The organism is uncultured Sphingomonas sp., assembly GCF_913774285.1.
Taxonomy (GTDB): Bacteria; Pseudomonadota; Alphaproteobacteria; order Sphingomonadales; family Sphingomonadaceae; genus Sphingomonas.
Genome location: NZ_CAJYHX010000031.1, coordinates 1 through 21,518 on the forward strand (window position 1 = coordinate 1; position 21,518 = coordinate 21,518).

The following is a 21,518-nucleotide window of genomic DNA, read 5'->3' on the forward strand; positions in this document are numbered from 1 at the left end:
CGCGAACCTTCTTGTTGAGCGAAGGATTGAACTCGCGGCGACGGGCACCGTGAGCCTTACCACCACCGATGAAGACAGGAGCAGCGCGGTCGCCGTGACGGGCGGTACCGCCGCCCTTCTGGTTACCGAACTTCTTGCCGGTGCGGGCAACGTCCGAACGCTCGCGCGTGGCGCGGGCGATACCACGGCGCTTCTCGAGCTGCCAGGTGACGACGCGGTGGAGGATGTCAGCGCGCGGCGCGAGGCCGAACACGTCGTCCGAAAGCTCGATGTCGCCGTTGGCGTTCGAACCGTCTAGATTGAGGACCTGTACCTTCATGCGATCAGCCCTCCTGACCTTCGGTCGCCTCAGGCGCAGCGGTCTCTTCCGCAGGCGTGTTGGCAGCCGTGTCGTTGCTGTTGGCGGCCTGCTTTAGGCCGGCGGGGTAGGGCGCTTCCGCGTGACGGGAAACCTTGATGGCGTCCGAAACGGTCAGCCAAGCGTTCTTCGAACCGGGAACGGAGCCCTTCACGAAAAGCAGGCCGCGCTCGTCGTCGACGCGCACGATCTCAAGGTTCTGCTGCGTACGCTGGCGGTCACCCATGTGGCCGGCCATCTTCTTGTTCTTGAAGACCTTGCCGGGATCCTGGCGGTTACCGGTTGAACCGTGGGCACGGTGCGAGATGGAAACACCATGGGTGGCGCGCATACCGCCGAAGCCCCAGCGCTTCATGGCGCCCTGAAAGCCCTTACCTTGGGTGTGACCCGCTACGTCGACCAGCTGGCCGGGAACGAAGTGCGAAGCGGCGATGGTGGCGCCCACTTCCAGCACGGCGTCGTCTGCCACGCGGAACTCCGCCACGCGCTGCTTGAGCGAGACATTCGCCTTGGCGAAATGCTCACGCTGCGGCTTAGCGACGTTCTTCTGCTTGGCTTCGCCCGCACCGAGCTGGACCGCGACGTAACCGTCGGTGTCAGAGGTACGGACCGAAATCACTTGGTTGTCTTCCAGCGCCAAGACGGTGACCGGCACATGCCGTCCGTCCTCCTGGAAAAGCCGGGTCATCCCGACCTTTTTGGCGATCACGCCAGTACGCATGACCATAACTCCTAACAGAGGCCTGCCGAGACCATCTCGACAGGCGTGTCCAGCCCTGGTTCGATGCGTGCCCCCGTCCGGGCTGGGTGCCTCCTGGGACAGGCCGAAGCCTGCGGAAGCGAGACGGGGGACGCATTCCCGATCCGAAGATCGGAGGTATCCCTTGTGTCCGCGGCGGGTTTTGGTCGCTGCGGCTCTGTCTCGTAGCGCCGTTGGCGCCAGAGCCGGACTCGTGGAGCCCGGAAGGAATGTGGCCCTTAGGCCAAAACAATCGCGTCGGGAAGAGGCTTTATGCCAGCTTGATCTCGACGTTCACGCCTGCGGCCAGATCGAGCTTCATCAGCGCGTCGACCGTGGCAGCGTTCGGCTGCACGATGTCCAGCAGGCGCTTGTAGGTGCGAACCTCAAACTGCTCACGCGACTTCTTATCGATGTGAGGGCCACGGTTGACCGTAAACTTCTCGATCTTCGTCGGCAGGGGGATGGGCCCACGGATCAGAGCGCCGGTGCGGCGGGCAGTGTCGGCGATTTCGCCGGTGGCCTGATCCAGCACGCGGTGATCGAACGCCTTGAGGCGAATGCGGATGTTTTGAGCTTCCATGTCCCTACCGATGAGAAAGAGCAAAGGGGCGATGCCCCAGAAGAAATTCGAAGCGCGCCCTTACGTGCATGAAGGGATTCGCGCAAGGGTTGATCGTGAGAAATGTGGGTACGCCGGCAAGCACCCCGTCTCTCTATCGCTTCAGTATTCCGGAAATAGCGCGCGATGTGATGTCGGCGGGTTAGCCGGACAAGCAAAAAGCCCGGCCTCCTTTCGGAAGCCGGGCCTCTTGTTCGGTATGATCCGAAGAGCTGTGAAGCTTACTTCGTGATCTTGGCGACGACGCCCGAACCCACGGTGCGGCCACCTTCGCGGATAGCGAAGCGCAGGCCGTCGTCCATGGCAATCGGGGCGATCAGCTTGACCGAGATCGTGACGTTGTCACCCGGCATGACCATCTCGGTGCCCTCGGGAAGGATCACTTCGCCGGTTACGTCGGTGGTGCGGAAGTAGAACTGCGGGCGGTAGTTGGCGAAGAACGGCGTGTGACGGCCACCTTCGTCCTTCGACAGCACGTAGACTTCGGCGTCGAAGTCGGTGTGCGGGGTCACGGTGCCCGGCTTGGCCAAAACCTGGCCACGCTCAACGTCTTCACGCTTCAGGCCGCGAACCAGAGCGCCGATGTTATCGCCAGCTTCACCCTGGTCGAGCAGCTTGCGGAACATTTCGACGCCGGTGACGACGGTCTTCTGGGTGTTGCGGATGCCGACGACTTCGACTTCCTCGCCAACCTTGACGATGCCGGTTTCGACGCGGCCGGTCACAACCGTACCACGACCCGAGATCGAGAACACGTCCTCGACCGGCATCAGGAAGGGCTTGTCGGTCGGGCGGGGCGGCTGCGGGATGAACTCGTCAACGGCCTTCATCAGCTCAAGGATCTTCTCCTTGCCGATGTTGTCGTCGCGACCTTCCAGAGCGGCCAGAGCCGAACCCATGACGATGGGGATGTTGTCGCCATCGAAGTCATACGAAGACAGCAACTCGCGCACTTCCAGTTCGACCAACTCGAGCAACTCGGAGTCGTCGACCTGATCGACCTTGTTCATGAACACGACGAGCTGCGGAACGCCAACCTGGCGCGCCAGCAGGATGTGCTCGCGGGTCTGCGGCATCGGGCCGTCAGCAGCGTTCACAACGAGGATAGCGCCGTCCATCTGGGCAGCACCGGTGATCATGTTCTTCACGTAGTCGGCGTGGCCCGGGCAATCGACGTGTGCGTAGTGGCGCGCATCGGTCTCGTACTCGACGTGTGCGGTCGAGATCGTGATGCCGCGCTCGCGCTCTTCGGGAGCCTTGTCGATGTTGGCGAAGTCAACGGCTTCACCGCCGAATGCTTCGGCCATGACCTTCGTGATCGCGGCGGTCAGCGTGGTCTTGCCGTGGTCAACGTGACCGATGGTGCCGATGTTGCAGTGCGGCTTGTTCCGCTCGAATTTAGCCTTCGCCATTGTTCAAACCTTCTGTTCGCTTGATTTTGGTTCTGTGGGAAATGAGCGACGCCCACCGAAACAGGCGCCGCCCCTAGAATGATTGCGCCTTTTAGGCAAGCTTCTCCTTGACCTCGGCCGCGACGTTTGCCGGAACCTCGTCATAGTGGGAGAAGAACATCGAGTAGTTTGCACGACCCTGCGTGAATGAGCGCAGCTGGTTCACGTAGCCGAACATGTTCGCCAGAGGCACCATGGCTTCGACGACCTGAGCGTTGCCGCGGGTGTCGGTACCCTGGATCTGGCCACGACGGCTGTTCATGTCGCCGATGACGTCACCCAGATATTCTTCGGGGGTGACGACTTCGACCTTCATGATCGGCTCGAGCAGCTTGATGCCCGCCTTCGACGCCACTTCGCGCATCGCACCGCGACCGGCGATTTCGAACGCCAGGGCGGACGAGTCGACGTCGTGGTACGAACCGTCATAGAGATTGATGTCGAAGTCGATGATCGGGAAGCCGACCAGCTGACCCGAGGCGGCCGTCTCGCGCATGCCCTTCTCGATCGCGGGGATATATTCCTTCGGAATGTTACCGCCCTTAATTTCGTCGGTGAAGGTGATGCCCGAACCGCGCTCGCCCGGCGTGACCTTGACCTTCACGCGGCCGAACTGACCGGTACCGCCCGACTGCTTCTTGTGGGTGTAGTCGACGTCGACGGGCTTCGCGAGATACTCGCGATAGGCCACCTGCGGCGCACCCACGTTGGCCTCGACCTTGAACTCGCGACGCATGCGGTCGACGATGATGTCGAGGTGAAGCTCGCCCATGCCCTTGATGATGGTCTGGCCCGATTCGTGGTCAGTCGAGACGCGGAACGAGGGGTCCTCGGCCGAGAGACGATTGAGGGCGACGCCCATCTTCTCTTGGTCGGCCTTGGTCTTGGGCTCCACGGACAGTTCGATAACCGGCTCGGGGAATTCCATCCGCTCCAGCACGATCGGCTGACGCTCGGCGCACAGGGTGTCGCCGGTGGTGGTCTCCTTCATGCCGGCCAGCGCGACGATATCGCCCGCAAAGGCCTCGTCGATGTCCTTACGGTCATTGGCGTGCATTTCGAGGATGCGGCCGACCTTCTCCTTCTTGTCCTTCACCGAGTTCAGGTAGCCACCCTTGGTGAGCGTGCCCGAATAGATGCGGATGAAGGTGAGCGAGCCGACGAACGGATCGTTCATGACCTTGAAGGCGAGGGCCGAGAACGGCGCGTTGTCCTCAGGCGGGCGGCTGTCCTTCTCGTCGCTATCCATCTTGACGCCCTGGACGTCTTCGATGTCGAGCGGCGAAGGCAGATAGTCGACCACGGCGTCGAGCAGGGGCTGAACGCCCTTGTTCTTGAACGCCGAACCGCACACGACCGGCACGAACGCGTGGCCCAGCGTACCCTTGCGGATCAGCTTCTTGAGCGTCGCAACGTCAGGCTCGTTGCCCTCGAGGTAGGCTTCCATCGCCTCGTCGTCCTGCTCGACCGCCAGCTCGATGAGCTTCATGCGGTACTCGGCAGCTTCGTCGGCCATGTCGGCGGGGATCTCTTCGTAGAAGAATTCGGCGCCCAGCGCTTCGTCCTTCCAGATGATCGCGCGGTTATGCACGAGATCGACCAGGCCCTTGAGGTCTGCTTCCATGCCGATGGGCAGATACAGCACCGCAGGGGTCGCGCCGAGGCGGTCGATGATCGACTGCACACAGTACTTGAAGTTCGCGCCGGTGCGGTCGAGCTTGTTGATGAAGCACATGCGCGGCACGCCGTACTTGTCGGCCTGACGCCACACCGTCTCGGACTGGGGCTCCACGCCGGCCACGCCGTCGAAACAGGCGACCGCGCCGTCGAGCACGCGCAGCGAACGCTCGACTTCGATGGTGAAGTCGACGTGGCCGGGGGTGTCGATGATGTTGATCCGGTGCTCTTCGCCCTTGCCGTCCTGGGCGCGCCAGAAGCAGGTGGTGGCAGCAGACGTGATCGTGATCCCGCGCTCCTGCTCCTGCTCCATCCAGTCCATCGTCGCGGTGCCTTCATGCACTTCGCCGATCTTGTAGGACTTGCCGGTGTAATAAAGGATACGCTCGGTCGTGGTCGTCTTACCGGCGTCGATATGGGCCATGATGCCGATGTTGCGGTAACGCTCGAGCGGATGGCTGCGGGCCATGATCGTGGTTTCCTTGAAAATTTGGGGAGCCGGACCGTCCGGCTCCCCAATATGTAGGGTCGAAAGTTACCAGCGGTAGTGGCTGAAGGCGCGGTTCGCTTCCGCCATGCGGTGCGTGTCTTCGCGCTTCTTCACCGCGTTGCCGCGGTTGTTCGCCGCATCCATCAGCTCACCCGAAAGACGGGCGGCCATGGTGTGCTCGCTGCGGTTGCGGGCCGAAGCGATCAGCCAGCGGATCGCGAGCGCCTGCGCACGCTCCGGACGGACTTCGACCGGAACCTGGTAGGTCGCACCGCCGACGCGGCGGCTGCGGACTTCGATGCCGGGCTTCACGTTGTTCAGCGCATCATGGAAGACGCCGATCGGCTCGCGCTTGGCGCGCTGCTCGACGGTTTCCAGGGCGCCATAGACGATCGCTTCTGCAACGGCCTTCTTGCCGTCCAGCATGACCGAATTCATGAACTTCGACAGAACCTGATCCCCATAGACGGGATCGGGCAGGATTTCCCGCTTTTCGGGACGACGACGACGTGCCATCTCAATACTTCCTTCTGATCTTCAGCCGATCCGGAACACGTCCGGGGCTTACTATGGCCTGATTACTTCGGACGCTTCGCGCCGTACTTCGAACGGCTCTGCTTACGATCCTTGACGCCCTGCGTATCCAGCACGCCGCGAAGGACGTGGTAGCGGACGCCGGGAAGATCGCGCACACGGCCACCGCGGATGAGCACCACCGAGTGCTCCTGCAGGTTGTGGCCTTCGCCCGGGATGTAGCTGATGACTTCGCGGCTGTTGGTCAGACGGACCTTGGCCACCTTGCGAAGCGCCGAGTTCGGCTTCTTCGGGGTCGTCGTGTACACGCGGGTGCAGACACCGCGCTTCTGCGGGTTCTGTTCCATCGCAGGGACCTTGGACTTGGCCTTCTGCGGTTCGCGGCCCTTGCGGACCAGCTGGTTAATCGTCGGCATGAAGCCCTTCACCTTTCAGATGGTTACTTTGCTGGAGCCCTGTTGGACAGAATACGAAAAAGCCCCGAAGGCCTCAGCCCCCCGGGCGATTGCGTCTCCAGCAACGTTCAGCTCTTTGTACCCAAGGCAGGAATCGCCCTACCCGGAACCGGGCGGCCTATACCGATGCAGGGCGATCCGGTCAACAGCGCCGCCCCTCGGGCCGCCGCAGGGCCGGCGTTAACCCTTTCCAGGGGCTGATCCCCGGCGGCAGCTGTGCTAGCCCGCGTGCCGAATTGGCTCAACATGGGGATGTGGCGCATGTTCAACGGCAATCGCAATCGGGACGATCGCGCAGCGTCCGCGGGAAGCGCCGCGCAGGCCAATGCCCGGCGCGGGCAGTTCTCCGTGCTCGGCGCCGATATCGTCATCACCGGCAACCTCGTCGCCACCTCGGACCTGCATATCGACGGGCGGATCGAGGGCGATGTCCGCTGCGGCAGCCTGGTGCAGGGCGCCGAGAGCCAGATCTTCGGGCGAGTCGAGGCGGAGGACGCGCGGCTCGCCGGCTCGGTCGAAGGATCGGTGCGCGCCCGCCAGCTCACGATCGAGCGCACCGCGCGGATCACCGGCGACGTCGAATACGAGACGATCATGGTCGAACAGGGCGGCCATATCGACGGCCGGCTCAAGCATATCGGCGGCGCGTCCGCCACGGTCGCGCCGCCGGTGCTGATCAAGGCGAGCGAGGAAGCGGCCTGAGGCCGCCTCCCCGCGGGGCTCACATGCCCTTGATCATGTCGTAGTGCTTGGAGATCACGGGCGCCGCATCCTTCGCGAAGTCGCGCAGCTGCGCCACATCGCCGGCATTGGCATAGGCCTGCACCGCGGCGAGCGCCTTCTGGTGCGCCACGACCTGCTGGCTCTTGTACGCGGTGTCGAACTGGGTGCCGGTCGCCGATTCCAGCGTCTTCAGGTTCGCCTGCTGCTCGTCGGTCATCGCCGGCGCCGGGGTGATCGCCGGGCTCGCCTTGCCGGCTGCGGTCTTCAGCATCGCGGTGGACTTGGTGTGATCCTCGACCATCTGCTTGCCGAAGCTCTTGAGGTCGGCGGCCGTCGCCTTTTGCTGCGCGAGCTTGCCCGCGGCGATCTCATAGGCGTCGCTCGCCGCGACGGTGTTGGCGAAGTCCTGCCCGGTCATCGGCGCGGCCGCGGTCGTGTTGCCGTCCATGCCGTTCATCGCGCCCATATTGTCGCCCATCGTATCGCCGGCGGGGGTGTTGGCGACGGTGTCGCCGCTGTTCATGGCGTCGGTGCCGCCATTGCTGTTGCCGCCGCAGGCGGCGAGCGCGAAGATCGGGGCGGCGCTCAGGATCAACAGGTGCTTCTTCATCATTCAGGCTCCTCGAGTTTCCGGGACCGAACGCCCCGCCTCGGGCCACGTTCCGAGACGGCCACCTTATCTATTTGAGTTAGCAGCATAAGTTAGAGAGAAGCGTCGCAAAGGTGCGGTATCGCCCAACGATTCGTCTGCAAATTGGTGCAGCGCAACGCGATTGATGCGACGCGCAAACTTACGTTACTTTTCATCCATTTGCCGGTCAAACTCGGTGCTTAGCTGAAGAGCCTCACCTTCAAGAGGACTCGGACGATGCACCAGGATGAACGCACCCGCCGCATGGAACGCCTGCGAAGCTCGATCGCGCTGCTGCTGTTCGGGCTGGGCACGCTTGCCTTCCTGATCGCGATCGACCGCCCCGAATGGTTCCACCTGCGCCCGGCGAGCGGCACCGCCGCCGCCATGTCCCATGCCTCGAGCCCCGCGCCCGACCGGAACGACGGCTGACCGGACCTACAAACGTTTTCGCGCGTATAGTCCGCCCATGATCGTCACCACCGCCCCGCGCGCCAAGCAGGTGCTCCGCGAAATCTGGATGCCGCTGGCGCTCTTGTTCCTCTGGGACGTGATCGTGACCGTCATCTATTATGTCCTGCCCTTCCGCGCGCCGTCGCTGCCGCTGACGCTGTTCGGGTCGGTGCTGGCGCTGTTCCTCGGCTTCCGCTCCAACTCCGCCTATCAGCGCTGGTGGGAAGGCCGCGGGCTGTGGGGGCTGATGATCAATGCCAGCCGCAACCTCGCGCGGATGGCGCGCAACTATCTGCCCGATGGCGAGGCGGTGGACCTCAAGCGCACCATCGTGCTGCGACAGGTCGCCTATGTGAACGCGCTGCGCTGCCAGCTTCGCCGCCAGCCCGCGGACCAGGAAGTGCTGCGCTTCCTCTCCAAGGGCGAGGCCGACTATGCGCTGGCCCGCACCAACATCGCCAACGGCATCGTCGACGGCACCGGCCGCCGGATCGAGATCGCGCGCTCGAAGGGCTGGATCACCGCGATGCAGCAGCATTCGATGGAAAGCGTGCTGATCGACATCGCCAATGCCCAGGGCGGCATGGAGCGGCTGAAGAATACGCCGCTGCCGATGCAATTCCGCTTCGTGCCGACCGCCTTCACCCACATCTTCTGCGTGCTGCTGCCGATCGGGCTGGTCGAAACGCTCGGGGTAGCGACGCCGTTGGGCTCCACCATCGCCGGGCTGATGTTCCTGGCCGTGCTCGCGATCGGCGACGACCTGGTCGACCCGTTCGCCAACACGGTGCACGACCTGCCGCTCAACGCGATGTGCCGCACGATCGAGATCGACCTGCTCCAGTCGATCGGCGACCCCGCCCCCGAGCCGGCGACGCCGGACAAGGCCGGCGTATTGTGGTGATTCCGCGGCGGGTTGCCGCCCCGCCCCGCTTCCCGCTAAAGGCCGCCGGGTAACGGGTGCCCTCCCCCGACGGGAGGGTGAAAAGGGAAGCCGGTGGAAAGTCCGGCGCTGCCCCCGCAACTGTAGCCGGTGAGCCGGCGCGCCAATCTGCCACTGGAGCCCTCATGCTTCCGGGAAGGCGGCGCGCCTGCGACGACCCGGGAGCCAGGAGACCTGCCCGATACGGTCGATTCCTTCACGCGGGCGGGGTGCACCGGGTGATCGGGGCTGAAATCCCCGTGTGAGCGACACCAAACCATGCGGGAGCCCGTGGCTCCCCATTCCAGGTGTCTGGTATGACGTACTTCAAGCTTTCCCTGTTCGCCACCGCCGCGCTCGCGCCGCTCTTGGCCCATGCCGATCCCGACGACGACCGTATCGTCGTCGTCGCCAGCGGCGTCGCCCAGCGCGCCGACACGGTCGGGCGGTCGATCACCACCATCGATCGCGACGAGATCGAGCAGCGCCAGACCGTCGCGCTGTCCGACCTGCTCGCCACCACGGCCGGCGTCACCGTCGTCCGCAATGGTGGGCTCGGCACCGCGACCGCGCTCAGCATCCGCGGCGCGCAGAGCGACCAGACGCTGGTGCTGATCGACGGCATCCGGGTAGGCGATCCCTCCGCGACCGGCGGCGCGTACAATTTCGCCAGCCTGCTCGCCGGCTCGGTCGAGCGCGTCGAGGTCCTGCGCGGACCCAACTCGGTGATTTGGGGCAGTCAGGCGATCGGCGGCGTGGTCAACGTCACCACGCTGCAAGGCGCGCAGGGGCTGCACGTGCGCGGCAATGCCGAGGGCGGGTCGTTCGGCACGTTCAACGGCAACGCGGCGATCGCCGGCGGCAACGACCGCGTCACCGCCGGGCTGACCGCGGGCTATCTCACCACCGACGGCATCTCGGCGGCGGCGAACGGCAAGGAGGCCGACGGCTATCGCCAGGTCGGCGCGACCGGCGATGTCGAGGTGCAGCTGGCTCCCGGCCTCGCGCTCGACCTGCGCGGCTATTTCGCCGACAGCAAGGTCGATCTCGACGGTTATGCGCCCCCCACCTACGACTTCGGCGACACGAACGAATATGCGAAGACACAGGAGATTTACGGCTACGCCGGACTGAAGAACGAGGCGTTCGGCGGCAAGCTGCACAACCGATTGGGCTTCACCCTCTCCGACATCCACCGCGACGGCTATAACGACGATTCCTCGATCGCCTATCGCTACCGGGGCCGCGCTGAGCGCTACACCTATCAGGGCGACGCGACGCTGGCCGAGCAGCTGCGTCTGGTGTTCGGCGCCGAGCATGAGCAGAGCCGCATTCGCTATGACGAGGGCTTCGGCAGCGCCGGGCGCTATTCGGTGGGCATCACCAGCTTCTACGGCCAGGCGATCGTCACGCCGGTAGCACCGGTCACGCTGACCGGCGGCGTCCGCCACGACGATCACGATACCTTCGGCGGCCATTGGACCTGGAACGCCGACCTCGCGGTGCGCGCGACCGCCAGCACGGTGCTGCACGCGAGCTTTGGCGAGGGCTTCAAGGCGCCGACGCTCTACCAGCTCTACAGCGCCTATGGCGATCGCAGCCTCCGCCCCGAGACCGCCCGCAGCTACGAGGCCGGGGTGCGACAGACGCTGGCGGGCGGCAAGGTGGCACTGGGCGCCACCTGGTTCCACCGCGATGCGGACAACCAGATCGACTACAGTTTCGATACCTCGACCTATTACAACCTGAACAGGACCCGCGCCGAGGGCGTGGAACTCGAGGCGCTGCTCCAGCCGGTCACCGCGCTGACAGTGCGGGCGAACGTCACCCATGTCTTCTCGGAAAACCGCAGCGCCGGCTATCTCGGCAACGACCTGCCGCGCCGCCCGCGCGACACCGCCAATGTCTCGGCCGACTATCGCTTCCCCTTCGGCCTCGCGATCGGCGGCACGGTGACGATGGTGGGCGACAGCTTCAACGACGTCGGCAACCTGACCCCGATCGACGGCTATGCGCTGGCGAACGTGCGGGCGGAGATGCCGGTGACGAAGCTGCTTTCGGTCTATGGCCGCGTCGATAATATCGGCGACGTGCGCTACCAGCAGATCACCGGCTACGGCACCTATGGCCGCGCTGCCTTTGGCGGCGTGCGGGTGCGCTTCCAGTGAGGTTCGGCGCCGCGCTGCTTGCCTGCCTTGGGCTCGCCTGCCTGGGGCTCGCGGGCTGCGCGGCGCCGCCTTCCGCCGGCGGCGGCGGGGGCATCGTCTCGATGAACCCCTGCGCCGACGCGACGCTGCTGGAACTGGTGCCGCCGTCGCGGATCGCTGCGATCAGCCATTACTCCCAGCGCGCCGACTCCACCTCGATCCCGCTCGAGATTGCCCGCCGCTTCCGCGGCAACAACGGCACGGCGGAGGAAGTGATCGGCCTCAAGCCCGATCTGGTGGTCGCGAGCAGCTTCACCCCGCCCTCGACCCGCGAGGCCTTTGCCCGTGCCGGGCTGAAGGTGCTCTATCTCGGCATCCCGCCCTCGATCGCCGACAGCAAGACGCAGGTGACCGAACTCGCTGCCGCGGTGGGCGCGCCGGCCAAGGGCGCTGCGCTCAACGCGCGGATCGACGCTGCCGTGGTCGCGACACGCTGGAGCGGCCCCAAGGCTCCCGCCCTACTCTGGATCGGCGGCAACCTCGTCACCGGCGGCGAGACGCTGCTCGACGATCTCATGACCACCGCCGGCTTCTCCAACCAGGCCGCGCATTACGGCCTCACCCATACCGGCCACCTGCCGATGGAGCGGGTGATCGCCGATCCGCCCCGCGTGATGCTCGCCCCCGAGGGCGCGGGCCATGACAGCGATTCGCGCGCCGCGATCCTGCGCAAGCGCGCCATCGCCGAGACAGGCCTGAAGGTCACCCAGGCGCAGTTCTCGCGCGAATTAGTCAATTGCGGCGGCCCGGTGATCCCCGCCGCGCTTGCCCGCCTCGCCGAGATCCGCCGGGAGGTCCACTAAGCCGGCTCAGCGGCGCGCGATCACCTTCTCGATCGATTCGTGCCGGGCCGGATCGGCCTCGCCGAACTCGCGCTCCAGCCGGTCGCGGATGTCGAGCAGCTGCTTCTCGCTGAGATGCTCGATGCCGATGAACTCGTTGCGTGCCTCGGCGATCGCGCGGATCACTTCGTCCAGCTTGGCCTGCAGCGCGGCGGCATCGCGGTTCTGGGCGTTCTGGATCAGGAAGACCATCAGGAAGGTGACGATGGTGGTGCCGGTGTTGATCACCAGCTGCCAGGTGTCCGACCAGTGGAAGATCGGCCCGCTAAAGCCCCAGACGATGATAATGAGGAAAGCGAAGACGAAGGCCGGCGGACGCCCCGCCCATCCTGCGACGCTCTGCGCGAACCGTTCGAAAATGCGTCCCAAGCCGATGCTCCCGATGCGTATCGGCGTGGCTATGCGCATGCCCCGCATGCTTGCCAATCGGGACCATCCCGCAGTCGGAGGCAGGTAGCAACTAAAGGGGGGCCGGCGTTGCCGCCAGCCCCCCATGTCGCCGGCCGGTCGGGTGGTGCGCCGAAGCGCATCGCCTGGCCCGTCGGCGGCCTGCGGCAAGCGCCCCGGCAGGGGGACGCTCGCCGGATCGGTACGCGAACCGCCACCGGGAGGGGCGATCGTCGCGCACCTGCCGGGCCGCGCGGTTTCCGTGAGGCACGAGCGCCGACACCAGCTTGCAAGCTACTGATTTCGCTTCGGTTTCCCTCCGCGCCGCCAGCCTTCTTACAGGGTTGAGGGTCTCACTCGCGGCGAGTCGCACCAAGCGGCAACGCCTGTTGATACTGTGGATAACGGGGATAACCCGCGCTCAGCCCCCCGGCGGCGCCCAGCCCGGCGCAGCGAGCTCGAACCCGGCAAAGTCGAACCCCGGCACCACCACGCAGCTCACCAGCCCCCAGCCGTGCGGCGCCTCGGTCGCCTGCCAGCGTCCCGCCGGCACGCGCGCTTGGGGCACCTGCCCGGCCAGCACGTCGCCGCCGAGTTGGACGCGTTCGATCGCCCCATCCGCATCTTCGACCAGCAGCTCGAGCGGCGATCCGGCGTGCCAGAGCCACAATTCGTCGGCATCCACCCGATGCCAGTGCGAGCGCTGCCCCACCTCCAGCAGAAAAAGAATTCCCGTGCCCGGCGAGCGCGCTTCGCCCTCGGCAGGCGCCCGCCACGTCTCGCGGTACCAGCCGCCCTCGGGAGGCGCCGCCAGTTCCAGTCGCTCGATGATCGCCCGCGCCTCGTCCACCTGCCTGCCTCCTGCCTGAACGCGACGTAGTATTGGGTTCATGCAACCGCAGTTAAACCCCGCACGTTCGCTTCATCAACAACAACTCGGGGAGTATCCCATGCGTACCCTTCTGCTTTCGCTCAGCGCCGCCGCGCTCGCCATCCCCGCTGCGGTCGTGCTGCCCGCCACCCAGGCCGAGGCCAAGGTGTCGATCGGCCAGGACCGCTATTATCGCGACCATGACGACCGCCGCTATCGCGATGACCGCCGCTACCGCGACGACAACCGCCGCTATGCCTATCGCGAGTGGCGCGGCCGCGACGGCCGCCGCTATTGCCGCCGCCCTGACGGCACCACCGGCACCGTGGTCGGCGCCGTCGGCGGCGCGCTGCTCGGCCGCACCATCGATACCGATGGCGACCGCATGGCCGGCACCCTGCTCGGCGGCGTCGCCGGTGCGCTGGCGGGCCGCGCGATCGAAAAGGGCGGCAGCAGCTGCCGCTGATGCGCTGAAGCATTAACCCCGGGGTGGTAGACACCCCGGGCATGCTTCGCGTCCTCGTCCTCTCCACCCTGTTCCCGGACGCCGCGCGCCCGAATTTCGGCATCTTCGTCGAGCGCCAGACCCAGGCGCTCGCGGCACGGGACGGGGTGGAGGTGCGAGTGGTCGCCCCGCGGGGGCTGCCGCCTTTCCCGCTCGATCGCCACCCGCGCTATGCCGCGCTGGCCGATCAGCCCGTGCGCGAGGATTGGAACGGCCTTACCGTCCACCGCCCGCGCTTCCTCAACCTGCCCGGCACTGGCGGCCGCTTCCACGCCGCAATGCTCGCCCGTGCGCTCCGCCCGATGCTGGCCGCGCTGCGCCGCAGCTTTCCCTTCGACGTGATCAACGCCGAGTTCTTCTTCCCGGACGGCCCCGCCGCGGTCGCGCTGGGCAAGGCGTTCGACGTGCCGGTCTCGATCAAGGCACGCGGCTCCGACATCCACCAATGGACCCGCCGCCCGACCATTGCCCGGCAGATTGTGCGCGCGGGCCAGTCAGCCGACGGCCTGCTCTCGGTCTCGCTGGCGCTGCGCGACGACATGATTGCGCTCGGCATGCCAGCCGAGCGGACCGACTGCATCGTCACCGGCGTCGACCTTGCCCGCTTCGCCCCGCGCGATCGCGCCACCGCCAAGCAGGCGCTGGGGATCGCCGGGCCGCTGGTCGCCTCGGTCGGCGCACTGATCCCGCTCAAGGGGCACGACCTGCTGATCGAGGCGGTCGCGAGCCTGCCCGGCGTCCACCTCGCCATTGCCGGACAGGGACCGGAGGCCGATCGCCTCAAGGCGCAAGTCGCTGCGCTAGGCTGCGGCGACCGCATCCGCCTGTGCGGCCCCCTGCCGCCGGACCGGATCGCGGAACTGCTCGCCGCCGCCGATGTGATGGCCCTCGCCTCCGCCTCCGAAGGCCTCGCCAATGCCTGGCTCGAGGCGCTGGCGAGCGGGACCCCGATCGTGATCCCGGATGTCGGTGGTGCGCGGCAGGTGGTAACGGCGCCCGAAGCCGGGCGCATCGTCGAGCGCACTCCCGCCGCGCTCGCTGCCGGCATCGCCGAGTTGCTCGCCGTGCCCCCTGACCCCGTGGATGTCCGCCATATCGCCGCCCCCTTCACCTGGGAGGCCAACAGCGAACGATTGCATCACCACCTGGCCCGGCTCGTCGCCCGGCATGGCGGAACCTGAGCGTATCTGCAGGGGTTCGTAGCTGCCGGGGGGCCGAAGGAGGCCGTGATGCAGAAGCCCAAGCCCTATCGATCGCCGCGTCGGCAACCCTCCCCGGCTGCGCTGCCGCCGCGCCGGCTGCGTCGCGCTGCCGCCGCGCCGGTCGACACCGATTTCGACATCGTCTTTGAATTCGAAGCCGACAGCCCCACCCACCACTGAGCGCGCCCGCCGCCGAACGTTGACAGCGCGAATCGCTTGGCGGAAGCTGGCCGCTTCACCCAGAGAGGGAGGTGCGGCATGGCCGGCAAGAAAGACAAGAAGGCAAAGAAGGACGGCAAGAAGACCTCGTTCCTGCCCAAGGTGATCGACGGCATCAAGCTGCCCAAGGACGCCCGCCGCCAGCTCACCAACCTCGCGAAGCATCCGGTGATCGCCGATCTGCTCGCCTCCGGGCTGGTCGCGCTTGCCCAGCGGATCAAGGGCGACGGCGCGAAGGCGGAAGCCGCACCGGCGCCTGCGCCCGCACCCGAAGCCACACCCGCACCGGCCGTGACCGAAACTGCCGCACCGGCCGCCAAGCCGGCGGTGAAGCGGATCCGCAAGCCCGCCGCCACATCGGCCGAGCCGGCGAAGGATGCTCCCGCCACCAAGCCTGCGCCGGTCCGTCGCACCCGCAAGCCCGCGACCGCCAAGCCTGCCGCTGCGGCCGAACCCGCCGCGGCACCCGCCGCCACGGAAGCCAAGCCCGCGAAGGTCGCCAAGGCACCGCCGCCGCGCCGCACGCGCAAAAAGGCCGACACCACCGCGAAGCCGCGCACCCGCCGAACGCCGCCCAAGACGGAGAGCTGATCGCCTGCTATCCTGACTGCCGGGGCAACCAGGGGGTACACGGCATGCAGACCACGCACGCGCCCGAGACGCATGGGCCCGGCCATGCAATCGAACGGCTGATCTTCTTCTCGGACGCGGTGTTCGCGATCGCGATCACGCTGCTGATCATCGAGATTCACGTGCCGGAGATTCACCCGCCCCTCACGGACGCGGCGTTCCTGCAAGCGCTGGCACATCTGTGGGTGAAGTTCCTCAGCTTCTTCGTGTCGTTCTTTGTGATCGGCGCCTTCTGGGCCGCGCACCACCGCGCCTTCGATTGCGCGCGCCATTGGTCGCCCAGGCTGATCCTGCCCAATCTCTTCCTGCTCAGCACGGTGGCGGCGATGCCGTTCTTCACCGCCTTCTCGTCCGAATATTACGGGCACCGCGTGCCCTCGGCGCTCTACGCCTTCTGGATGATGCTGATCGCCGTCGCCAACATCTGGGTGCAGCGGCTGGCAACCTCGCCGCCGGTGGTCGGCGAGCGCGTGTCCAAGGCGCACTGCCGGGTGATCCGCCAGCGCGGGATCGCGACGCTGCTCGGCACCATGTCCGCCTTCGCGGTGGCGCTGGTGCTGCCCTTCGCCTCGCAGATGACGCTGGCGACCATCCCGTTGTGGCGGCTGCTGCTCCAGCGGATCGCGCCGCCCACGGCCTAGGTGGCAGATACGAAACGGGCCCCGCCCTGCGGCGAGGCCCGTTTCCTTTATCGGTCGCTGCGATCAGCGGCGATGATTGTTGCGGTCGTGCTTCTCGTAGCGGATCTTTGCCGACAGCGCGTCATAGCGGCGGTCGAGATCGCGGCGCTCCTGCATGGTCAGGCCGGGGCGCGAGGCGCGGTAGCGCGCCTCCAGCCGCACCAGGCCGCGATATTCGTTGCGGATCTGCGTCGCCTCGCGCCGGCTGAGCGAACCCGAGCGGATGCCCTGGTTGATGCGCTGTTCGATGCGATCCTGGCGGGCGTTGATGTTCTGCCAGCCCGGCTGCGCCGATGCGGGAACGGCGGCAGTGGCGACACCAAGGCCTGCGATCAGCAGCATGAACTTCTTCATCGGAACCTCCTCAATTCGACTGGACCGCCCCTGCGGTCGAGAGCCGTTGTGGAACGCCGATGTCGCGATTTTGTCCCACCCCCTGCAGTTTTGCGTCACCAATTGTCGCAAGCCTGCGACCTTTGTTCAGGTTCAGGCGGCGAGCAGCCGCTCCGCCTGGGCACGCGCCTCGGGGGTGATCTCGGCACCGGAGAGCATGCGGGCGATTTCCTCGCGCCGCTGCTCGGGGGTGAGCGGCGTCACCCCGGTGCGGGTGACGATACCGTCGTGACTCTTGGCGATCAGCAGATGCCGCGCGCCACGCGCCGCGACCTGCGGGCTGTGCGTGACCACCAGCAGCTGCGAGCCCTGGGCCAGCCGCGCCAGCCGCTCGCCGATCGCATCGGCGACCGCGCCGCCGACGCCCCGATCGATCTCGTCGAAGATCAGCGTCCGCGCGCCGCCCTCTTCGGCCAGCGCCACCTTCATCGCGAGGATGAAGCGCGACAGTTCGCCGCCGCTGGCGATCTTCATCAGCGGGGCGAAGGGTGCGCCCGGATTGGTCGAAACCTCGAACTCCACCCGGTCCATGCCGGCGGCGCTCCACTGAGTCTCGTCGAGCGGCTCGACCACCGTGCGGAAGCGCGCGGCGTCGAGCTTGAGCGGCTTGAGCTCGGTCGCCACCGCCGCATCCAGCCGCGCCGCCGCCATGGTGCGCATCGCGGAGAGGGTCTGCGCCGCCTCGCGATAGGCTGCGTGGGCTTGAATCGCCGCCTTCTCCAGCCGCGCGATCCCAGCCCCGCCGCTGGTCAGCCGCTCCATCCGGGCGGACAGCTCCGCCAGCAGCGCGGGAAGTTCGTCCGGCTGCACCCGGTGCTTGCGCGCAACGGCGCGCAGCTCGAACAGCCGCGCTTCGTCCGCCTCCAGCGCGGCGGGATCGAAGGCCAGCGCCTCGGCGGCGGCATCGACCTGCGCCTGCGCCTCGCTGCCCTCGGTGATCGCGCGGTCGATGGCGGCCAGTGCCTCGGCCAGCGCTTCGTGATCGTCGGACACGCGCTCCAGGATCCGCGCCGCCTGCCGCAACCGGGCAAGCCCACCGTCCGATCCTTCGAGCAGATCGGCAATGCCTTGCAGGTCGGTCGCGATCTTCTCGCCGCGCTGCATCGAGGCGCGGCGCTCGGCGAGCCGCTCCTCCTCGCCTTCCTCGGGTGCGAGCGCGGCAAGTTCAGTGACGGCGTGCTCCAGCCATTCGCGGTCGCGCTCGGCGCTGTCCTGCTCGGCCCGCGCCACCGCCAGCGCATCCTCGGCCGCGCGCCAGGCGCGGTGGGCAATCGCCACCGGCCCTACGTCGCAGCGCCCGAAGGAATCGAGCAGCAGCCGGTGCCCGCGGGGGTTGAGCAGCCCGCGATCGTCATGCTGGCCGTGGATCTCGACGAGGTGCGGCGCCAGTTCGCGCAGGAATCCGGCGGAGGCGGGCTGGTCGTTGACGAACGCTCGGCTGCCGCCATCGGCCTTGACCAGCCGGCGGACGAGCAGCGGCTCGCCCGGCTCCAGCTCCATGCCGTTCTGCGCGAAGAGATTGGCGATCGCGCCGTCGGCGGGCGGCGGCACGAAGCTCGCCACCACCACCGCCTGCGCGGCACCGCTACGGACCAGGCCGCTATCGGCGCGCGCGCCCAGCGCCAGCCCCAAGGCGTCGAGCAGGATCGACTTGCCCGCCCCGGTCTCGCCGGTCAGCACGCCGAGCCCTTCGCCGAACTCCAGGTCCAGCGCCTCGATCAGCACCACGTCGCGAATGGATAGCGCGGTCAGCATCGCGGCCCCCTATCGCAGGAACAGGAGAAGAACGAAAGTGGTTTTAGCTCGCGGGCTTGGGCGGCGGGCTGGCCTTGGCCGCGGCCGCCACCTTGTCCTGGTTTTCCTGCATCAGCTCGTACGCATGCTTGTACCAGTCGGTGCCCGGATAGTTGGCGCCCAGCACCGCCGCGGCCTTCTTCGCCTCCTCCGGCACGCCCATTGCGAGATAGCTCTCGGTAAGGCGCATCAGCGCCTCCGGCACGTGGGTGGTCATCTGATAGTTGTCGATCACGTTGCGGAAGCGCAGCGCCGCCGCCAGCCACTGGCCGCGCTTCTCGTAGAAGCGACCGATCTCCATTTCCTTGCCGCCCAGGTGATCGCGCACCAGGTCGAGCTTCAGGCGGGCGTCCGCGGCGTATTTCGAGTTCGGATAGCGGCGAATCAGCTCGCCGAGCGAATCGAGCGCCTGCTGGGTGATCTTCTGGTCGCGGGTGACGTCGCTGATCTGCTCGTAATAGGAGATGCCGATCAGGTAATAAGCATAGGGCGCATCGCGGTTGCCCGGGTGGACGGCCAGGAAGCGCTGCGCCGAGGCGATCGCCTCCGCATAGTCGCGGTTCAGATAATAGCTGAACGCACCCATCAGCTGCGCGCGGCGGGCCCAGACCGAATAGGGATGCTGGCGCTCCACTTCGTCGAACAGCGCGGCGGCGAGCTTGTACTGGTGCTGGTCCAGCTTCTGCTTGGCCGTGCTGTACAGCGTGCCGACGTCGCGCGCGACATAGGGAAGATCCTTCACCCCGCCGCGCTTGGCGCAGCCGGCGACGGAAAGGGCGAACACCGGAAGGAGCGCGAACGCAAGCGCGCGAGGCAGAGGACTACGCATATGGCGGGGTTCTTAGACCGGGGCCGTGGCTGCAAACAATCCTTTTCGGGGCGGGATTGCGGCGGAACCTGCTTCGGGCCACATGCGCTGGCGTTTCCGTACCGTCTTTGAAGGGGATCTTCCGTGCCCGCCACGCTTCTCGCCACCCACCGCGTCGAAAAACCCTGGGGTCGCCACACGCTGTATCCGGGCTTCGCCGATCCCGCCGAGGACGGCGATCCGGTCGGCGAAGTGTGGTTCCAGACGCCGGGCAACTCGACCCCGGACCTGCTGATCAAGTATCTGTTCACCAGCGAGAAATTGTCGGTGCAGGTCCATCCGAACGACGAGCAGGCGCACGCCGCCGGCCTGCCGCGCGGCAAGGACGAATGCTGGGTGATCCTCGACGCCCAGCCCGATTCGACGATCGCGCTGGGCACCAAGCAGCCCTATACCCGCGAGGAGCTGCGCGCCGGTGCGCTCGACGGCTCGATCGAGAACATGCTCGACTGGAAGCCGGTCAAGGCCGGCGATTTCTTCTACTCGGCCTCGGGCACGGTGCATGCGATCGGCGCGGGAATCACGCTGATCGAGGTGCAGCAGAACAGCGAGACCACCTATCGCCTCTATGATTACGGCCGCCCGCGCGAGCTGCACCTGGATGCGGGCATCGCCGTCGCCGAGCCGGTGCCCTTCGTGCCCCACCCGATGCCGGGTGCCGTGTCGCCGAACCGCACCATCCTCGTCGAAGGCCCCAAGTTCGTGCTCGAGCGCTGGGAAGGCGGCCATCGCCGCTTCGACCTGCCCGAAGGCACCACCGGCTGGCTGATCCCGGTGAAGGGCGAAGGCGTGGTCGACGGCATCGCCTTCAAGGCGGGCGAGTGCCTGACGCTGGAAGGCCATGTCGAGCTGCACGCGGCAGTCGGCAGCGACCTGCTGTTCGCCTATCCGGGCGACGCACGTGTCCCGTCGATGGACGCCGAATGAACCGAAGGTAGTTTCATATTCACGCAACTTGCCGCCGCGCGCGAACGTTCGGCACGCATCGATAACGACAAGGAAATGTCCCGATGCGCATGTTGTTCGTAGCCGCCGCGGCGGCGGCGCTGACCCTGCCGACGGTGCCCGCGATGGCGCAGGGCTGGCAGAATCGCGACGCCCATTGGCAGGATCGCGATCACGGCCGCGACCGCGACGGCCGCTGGAACGATCGCGGCCCCGGCCGCGGCCATGGCCCCGATCGCGGCGATTGGCGCCGCTGGCGCAACTATGACTATAACCGCCTGCCGCCGGGCCAGCGCCGCTATTATGCCGACCAATATTATCGCGACGGCCGCTATTATCAGGAGCGCCGCCTGAGCCGGAACGACCGCATCTATCGCGGCCGCGACAACCGCTATTATTGCCGCCGCAACGACGGCACGACCGGCCTGATCGTCGGCGGCCTGGGCGGCGGCCTGCTGGGCAACGCGCTGTCCTCGGGCGGCAATGCGACGCTCGGCACGCTGCTCGGCGCGGTGGCGGGCGGTGCGCTCGGCCAGTCGGTGGACCGCGGCAACATTCGCTGCCGCTAATCCTTGACGGCCTGTATGAAGAGGGGTCCGGTTCGCCGGGCCCCTTTCTTCTCGCCTAGATGAACCCGCCGGTCAGCATCAGCCGCACCCCGCTGATGATCAGGATCAGCAAATTGAGGTTCCGCCCCGCCGTGCCGCGCGAGAGCATCCCCACCACCGTGCCGGTGAGCGCGATCGGAAAGGCGATCCAGTTGACCAGCGGCACGAAGGGGAACGGAATGATTCCCACCAGCGCAAAGGGCAGCGCCACCAGCCCGATCAGCAGCGAAATTGCATTGAACATCGGCACCATGTGGGGCAGCTTCACTGTATTATCAAGGCAGCACACCTGCTCTTTGTAGCGCATAGCAC

The 21,518-nt window shown here is 66.7% G+C and carries 26 protein-coding genes and 1 riboswitch; of the genes, 12 read left to right on the top strand and 14 right to left on the bottom strand.

All coding sequences use genetic code 11. The features are described from left to right. The 7 genes from rplD to rpsL all read right to left on the bottom strand — a co-directional run. The coding region (rplD, locus tag QZ670_RS17005; protein WP_294257487.1) for a 50S ribosomal protein L4 at nt 1-319 on the bottom strand (319 nt) is incomplete at its 3' end. A 4-nt stretch (nt 320-323) separates the two neighbouring features. Continuing rightward, nucleotides 324-1,079: a 50S ribosomal protein L3 gene (gene rplC / locus QZ670_RS17010; protein WP_294257488.1), complete on the bottom strand. Its 756-nt coding sequence runs from the start codon at nt 1,077-1,079 to the stop codon at nt 324-326. 289 nt (nt 1,080-1,368) lie between these two features. Next, complete coding sequence (rpsJ, locus tag QZ670_RS17015; protein ID WP_007011873.1) at nt 1,369-1,680, bottom strand: 30S ribosomal protein S10; 312 nt, start codon at nt 1,678-1,680, stop codon at nt 1,369-1,371. A 260-nt stretch (nt 1,681-1,940) separates the two neighbouring features. Beyond that, nucleotides 1,941-3,131, bottom strand: a complete 1,191-nt coding sequence (gene tuf / locus QZ670_RS17020) for an elongation factor Tu (RefSeq protein WP_058737544.1) — start codon at nt 3,129-3,131, stop codon at nt 1,941-1,943. Between the two features lie 91 nt (nt 3,132-3,222). After that, complete coding sequence (gene fusA, locus QZ670_RS17025) at nt 3,223-5,316, bottom strand: elongation factor G (RefSeq protein ID WP_294257495.1); 2,094 nt, start codon at nt 5,314-5,316, stop codon at nt 3,223-3,225. A 66-nt stretch (nt 5,317-5,382) separates the two neighbouring features. Beyond that, nucleotides 5,383-5,853, bottom strand: coding sequence for a 30S ribosomal protein S7 (gene rpsG / locus QZ670_RS17030; protein ID WP_168845191.1), 471 nt, complete (start codon nt 5,851-5,853; stop codon nt 5,383-5,385). 62 nt (nt 5,854-5,915) lie between these two features. Continuing rightward, complete coding sequence (rpsL, locus tag QZ670_RS17035; RefSeq protein ID WP_010545715.1) at nt 5,916-6,287, bottom strand: 30S ribosomal protein S12; 372 nt, start codon at nt 6,285-6,287, stop codon at nt 5,916-5,918. Nucleotides 6,288-6,587: 300 nt separating this feature from the next. On the opposite strand from rpsL, the gene QZ670_RS17040 reads away from it, so the two are divergent. Continuing rightward, on the top strand, nt 6,588-7,028 hold the full coding sequence (locus QZ670_RS17040; RefSeq protein WP_294257973.1) for a polymer-forming cytoskeletal protein: 441 nt from the start codon (nt 6,588-6,590) through the stop codon (nt 7,026-7,028). Nucleotides 7,029-7,047: 19 nt separating this feature from the next. Here the strand turns inward: QZ670_RS17040 and QZ670_RS17045 are convergent, their stop codons facing one another. Next, on the bottom strand, nt 7,048-7,662 hold the full coding sequence (locus QZ670_RS17045; RefSeq protein WP_294257500.1) for a DUF4142 domain-containing protein: 615 nt from the start codon (nt 7,660-7,662) through the stop codon (nt 7,048-7,050). 255 nt (nt 7,663-7,917) lie between these two features. Here QZ670_RS17045 and QZ670_RS17050 point away from each other — a divergent pair, with 255 nt between their 5' ends. The 4 genes from QZ670_RS17050 to QZ670_RS17065 all read left to right on the top strand — a co-directional run bounded on the left by QZ670_RS17050 (nt 7,918) and on the right by QZ670_RS17065 (nt 12,065). Further along, on the top strand, nt 7,918-8,112 hold the full coding sequence (locus QZ670_RS17050) for a hypothetical protein (protein ID WP_093294278.1): 195 nt from the start codon (nt 7,918-7,920) through the stop codon (nt 8,110-8,112). A 37-nt stretch (nt 8,113-8,149) separates the two neighbouring features. Next, nucleotides 8,150-9,037, top strand: coding sequence for a bestrophin family ion channel (locus tag QZ670_RS17055; protein WP_294257507.1), 888 nt, complete (start codon nt 8,150-8,152; stop codon nt 9,035-9,037). A 37-nt stretch (nt 9,038-9,074) separates the two neighbouring features. Then, nucleotides 9,075-9,273, top strand: a riboswitch (cobalamin riboswitch). A gap of 99 nt (nt 9,274-9,372) precedes the next feature. Further along, a complete protein-coding gene (locus QZ670_RS17060; protein WP_294257509.1) occupies nt 9,373-11,223 on the top strand; it encodes a TonB-dependent receptor in 1,851 nt (616 codons plus the stop codon). Next, entirely contained in the window at nt 11,220-12,065 is an 846-nt protein-coding gene (locus tag QZ670_RS17065) for an ABC transporter substrate-binding protein (RefSeq protein WP_294257511.1), read from the top strand. Before QZ670_RS17060 ends, QZ670_RS17065 begins: the two co-directional genes overlap by 4 nt. A gap of 6 nt (nt 12,066-12,071) precedes the next feature. Here QZ670_RS17065 and QZ670_RS17070 read toward each other — a convergent pair whose 3' ends face one another. Continuing rightward, a complete protein-coding gene (locus tag QZ670_RS17070) occupies nt 12,072-12,473 on the bottom strand; it encodes a low affinity iron permease family protein (protein ID WP_294257513.1) in 402 nt (133 codons plus the stop codon). Between the two features lie 439 nt (nt 12,474-12,912). Next, a complete protein-coding gene (locus QZ670_RS17075) occupies nt 12,913-13,341 on the bottom strand; it encodes a cupin domain-containing protein (protein ID WP_294257515.1) in 429 nt (142 codons plus the stop codon). Nucleotides 13,342-13,441: 100 nt separating this feature from the next. Between QZ670_RS17075 and QZ670_RS17080 the strand changes: the two genes are divergently transcribed. The 5 genes from QZ670_RS17080 (at nt 13,442) to QZ670_RS17100 (ending at nt 16,559) form a co-directional block, all read left to right on the top strand. Continuing rightward, a complete protein-coding gene (locus tag QZ670_RS17080) occupies nt 13,442-13,828 on the top strand; it encodes a glycine zipper 2TM domain-containing protein (protein ID WP_294257517.1) in 387 nt (128 codons plus the stop codon). A 41-nt stretch (nt 13,829-13,869) separates the two neighbouring features. Continuing rightward, complete coding sequence (locus QZ670_RS17085; RefSeq protein WP_294257519.1) at nt 13,870-15,048, top strand: glycosyltransferase; 1,179 nt, start codon at nt 13,870-13,872, stop codon at nt 15,046-15,048. Between the two features lie 48 nt (nt 15,049-15,096). Beyond that, nucleotides 15,097-15,249 carry a hypothetical protein gene (locus QZ670_RS17090; protein ID WP_294257520.1) on the top strand — a complete coding sequence of 51 codons (153 nt, stop codon included), beginning with the start codon at nt 15,097-15,099 and terminating at the stop codon, nt 15,247-15,249. Nucleotides 15,250-15,327: 78 nt separating this feature from the next. Beyond that, nucleotides 15,328-15,879 (top strand): hypothetical protein, encoded by a 552-nt coding sequence (locus QZ670_RS17095; RefSeq protein WP_294257521.1) that lies wholly within the window; start codon nt 15,328-15,330, stop codon nt 15,877-15,879. A 44-nt stretch (nt 15,880-15,923) separates the two neighbouring features. Then, nucleotides 15,924-16,559 carry a TMEM175 family protein gene (locus tag QZ670_RS17100; protein ID WP_294257523.1) on the top strand — a complete coding sequence of 212 codons (636 nt, stop codon included), beginning with the start codon at nt 15,924-15,926 and terminating at the stop codon, nt 16,557-16,559. A 63-nt stretch (nt 16,560-16,622) separates the two neighbouring features. On the opposite strand, the gene QZ670_RS17105 is transcribed toward QZ670_RS17100, so the two are convergent. The 3 genes from QZ670_RS17105 to QZ670_RS17115 form a co-directional block, all read right to left on the bottom strand. Next, nucleotides 16,623-16,952, bottom strand: coding sequence for a hypothetical protein (locus QZ670_RS17105; RefSeq protein WP_294257525.1), 330 nt, complete (start codon nt 16,950-16,952; stop codon nt 16,623-16,625). Between the two features lie 132 nt (nt 16,953-17,084). Continuing rightward, on the bottom strand, nt 17,085-18,746 hold the full coding sequence (gene recN, locus QZ670_RS17110) for a DNA repair protein RecN (RefSeq protein ID WP_294257528.1): 1,662 nt from the start codon (nt 18,744-18,746) through the stop codon (nt 17,085-17,087). Between the two features lie 43 nt (nt 18,747-18,789). Continuing rightward, nucleotides 18,790-19,614, bottom strand: coding sequence for an outer membrane protein assembly factor BamD (locus QZ670_RS17115; RefSeq protein WP_294257530.1), 825 nt, complete (start codon nt 19,612-19,614; stop codon nt 18,790-18,792). Nucleotides 19,615-19,737: 123 nt separating this feature from the next. Here QZ670_RS17115 and QZ670_RS17120 point away from each other — a divergent pair, with 123 nt between their 5' ends. Together QZ670_RS17120 and QZ670_RS17125 are read left to right on the top strand one after the other, a co-directional pair. Then, a complete protein-coding gene (locus QZ670_RS17120; protein WP_294257531.1) occupies nt 19,738-20,580 on the top strand; it encodes a class I mannose-6-phosphate isomerase in 843 nt (280 codons plus the stop codon). A gap of 83 nt (nt 20,581-20,663) precedes the next feature. Then, nucleotides 20,664-21,167: a glycine zipper 2TM domain-containing protein gene (locus tag QZ670_RS17125; RefSeq protein WP_294257533.1), complete on the top strand. Its 504-nt coding sequence runs from the start codon at nt 20,664-20,666 to the stop codon at nt 21,165-21,167. A gap of 55 nt (nt 21,168-21,222) precedes the next feature. On the opposite strand, the gene QZ670_RS17130 is transcribed toward QZ670_RS17125, so the two are convergent. Next, on the bottom strand, nt 21,223-21,450 hold the full coding sequence (locus tag QZ670_RS17130; RefSeq protein WP_294257537.1) for a hypothetical protein: 228 nt from the start codon (nt 21,448-21,450) through the stop codon (nt 21,223-21,225). Nucleotides 21,451-21,518: the final 68 nt, after the last annotated feature.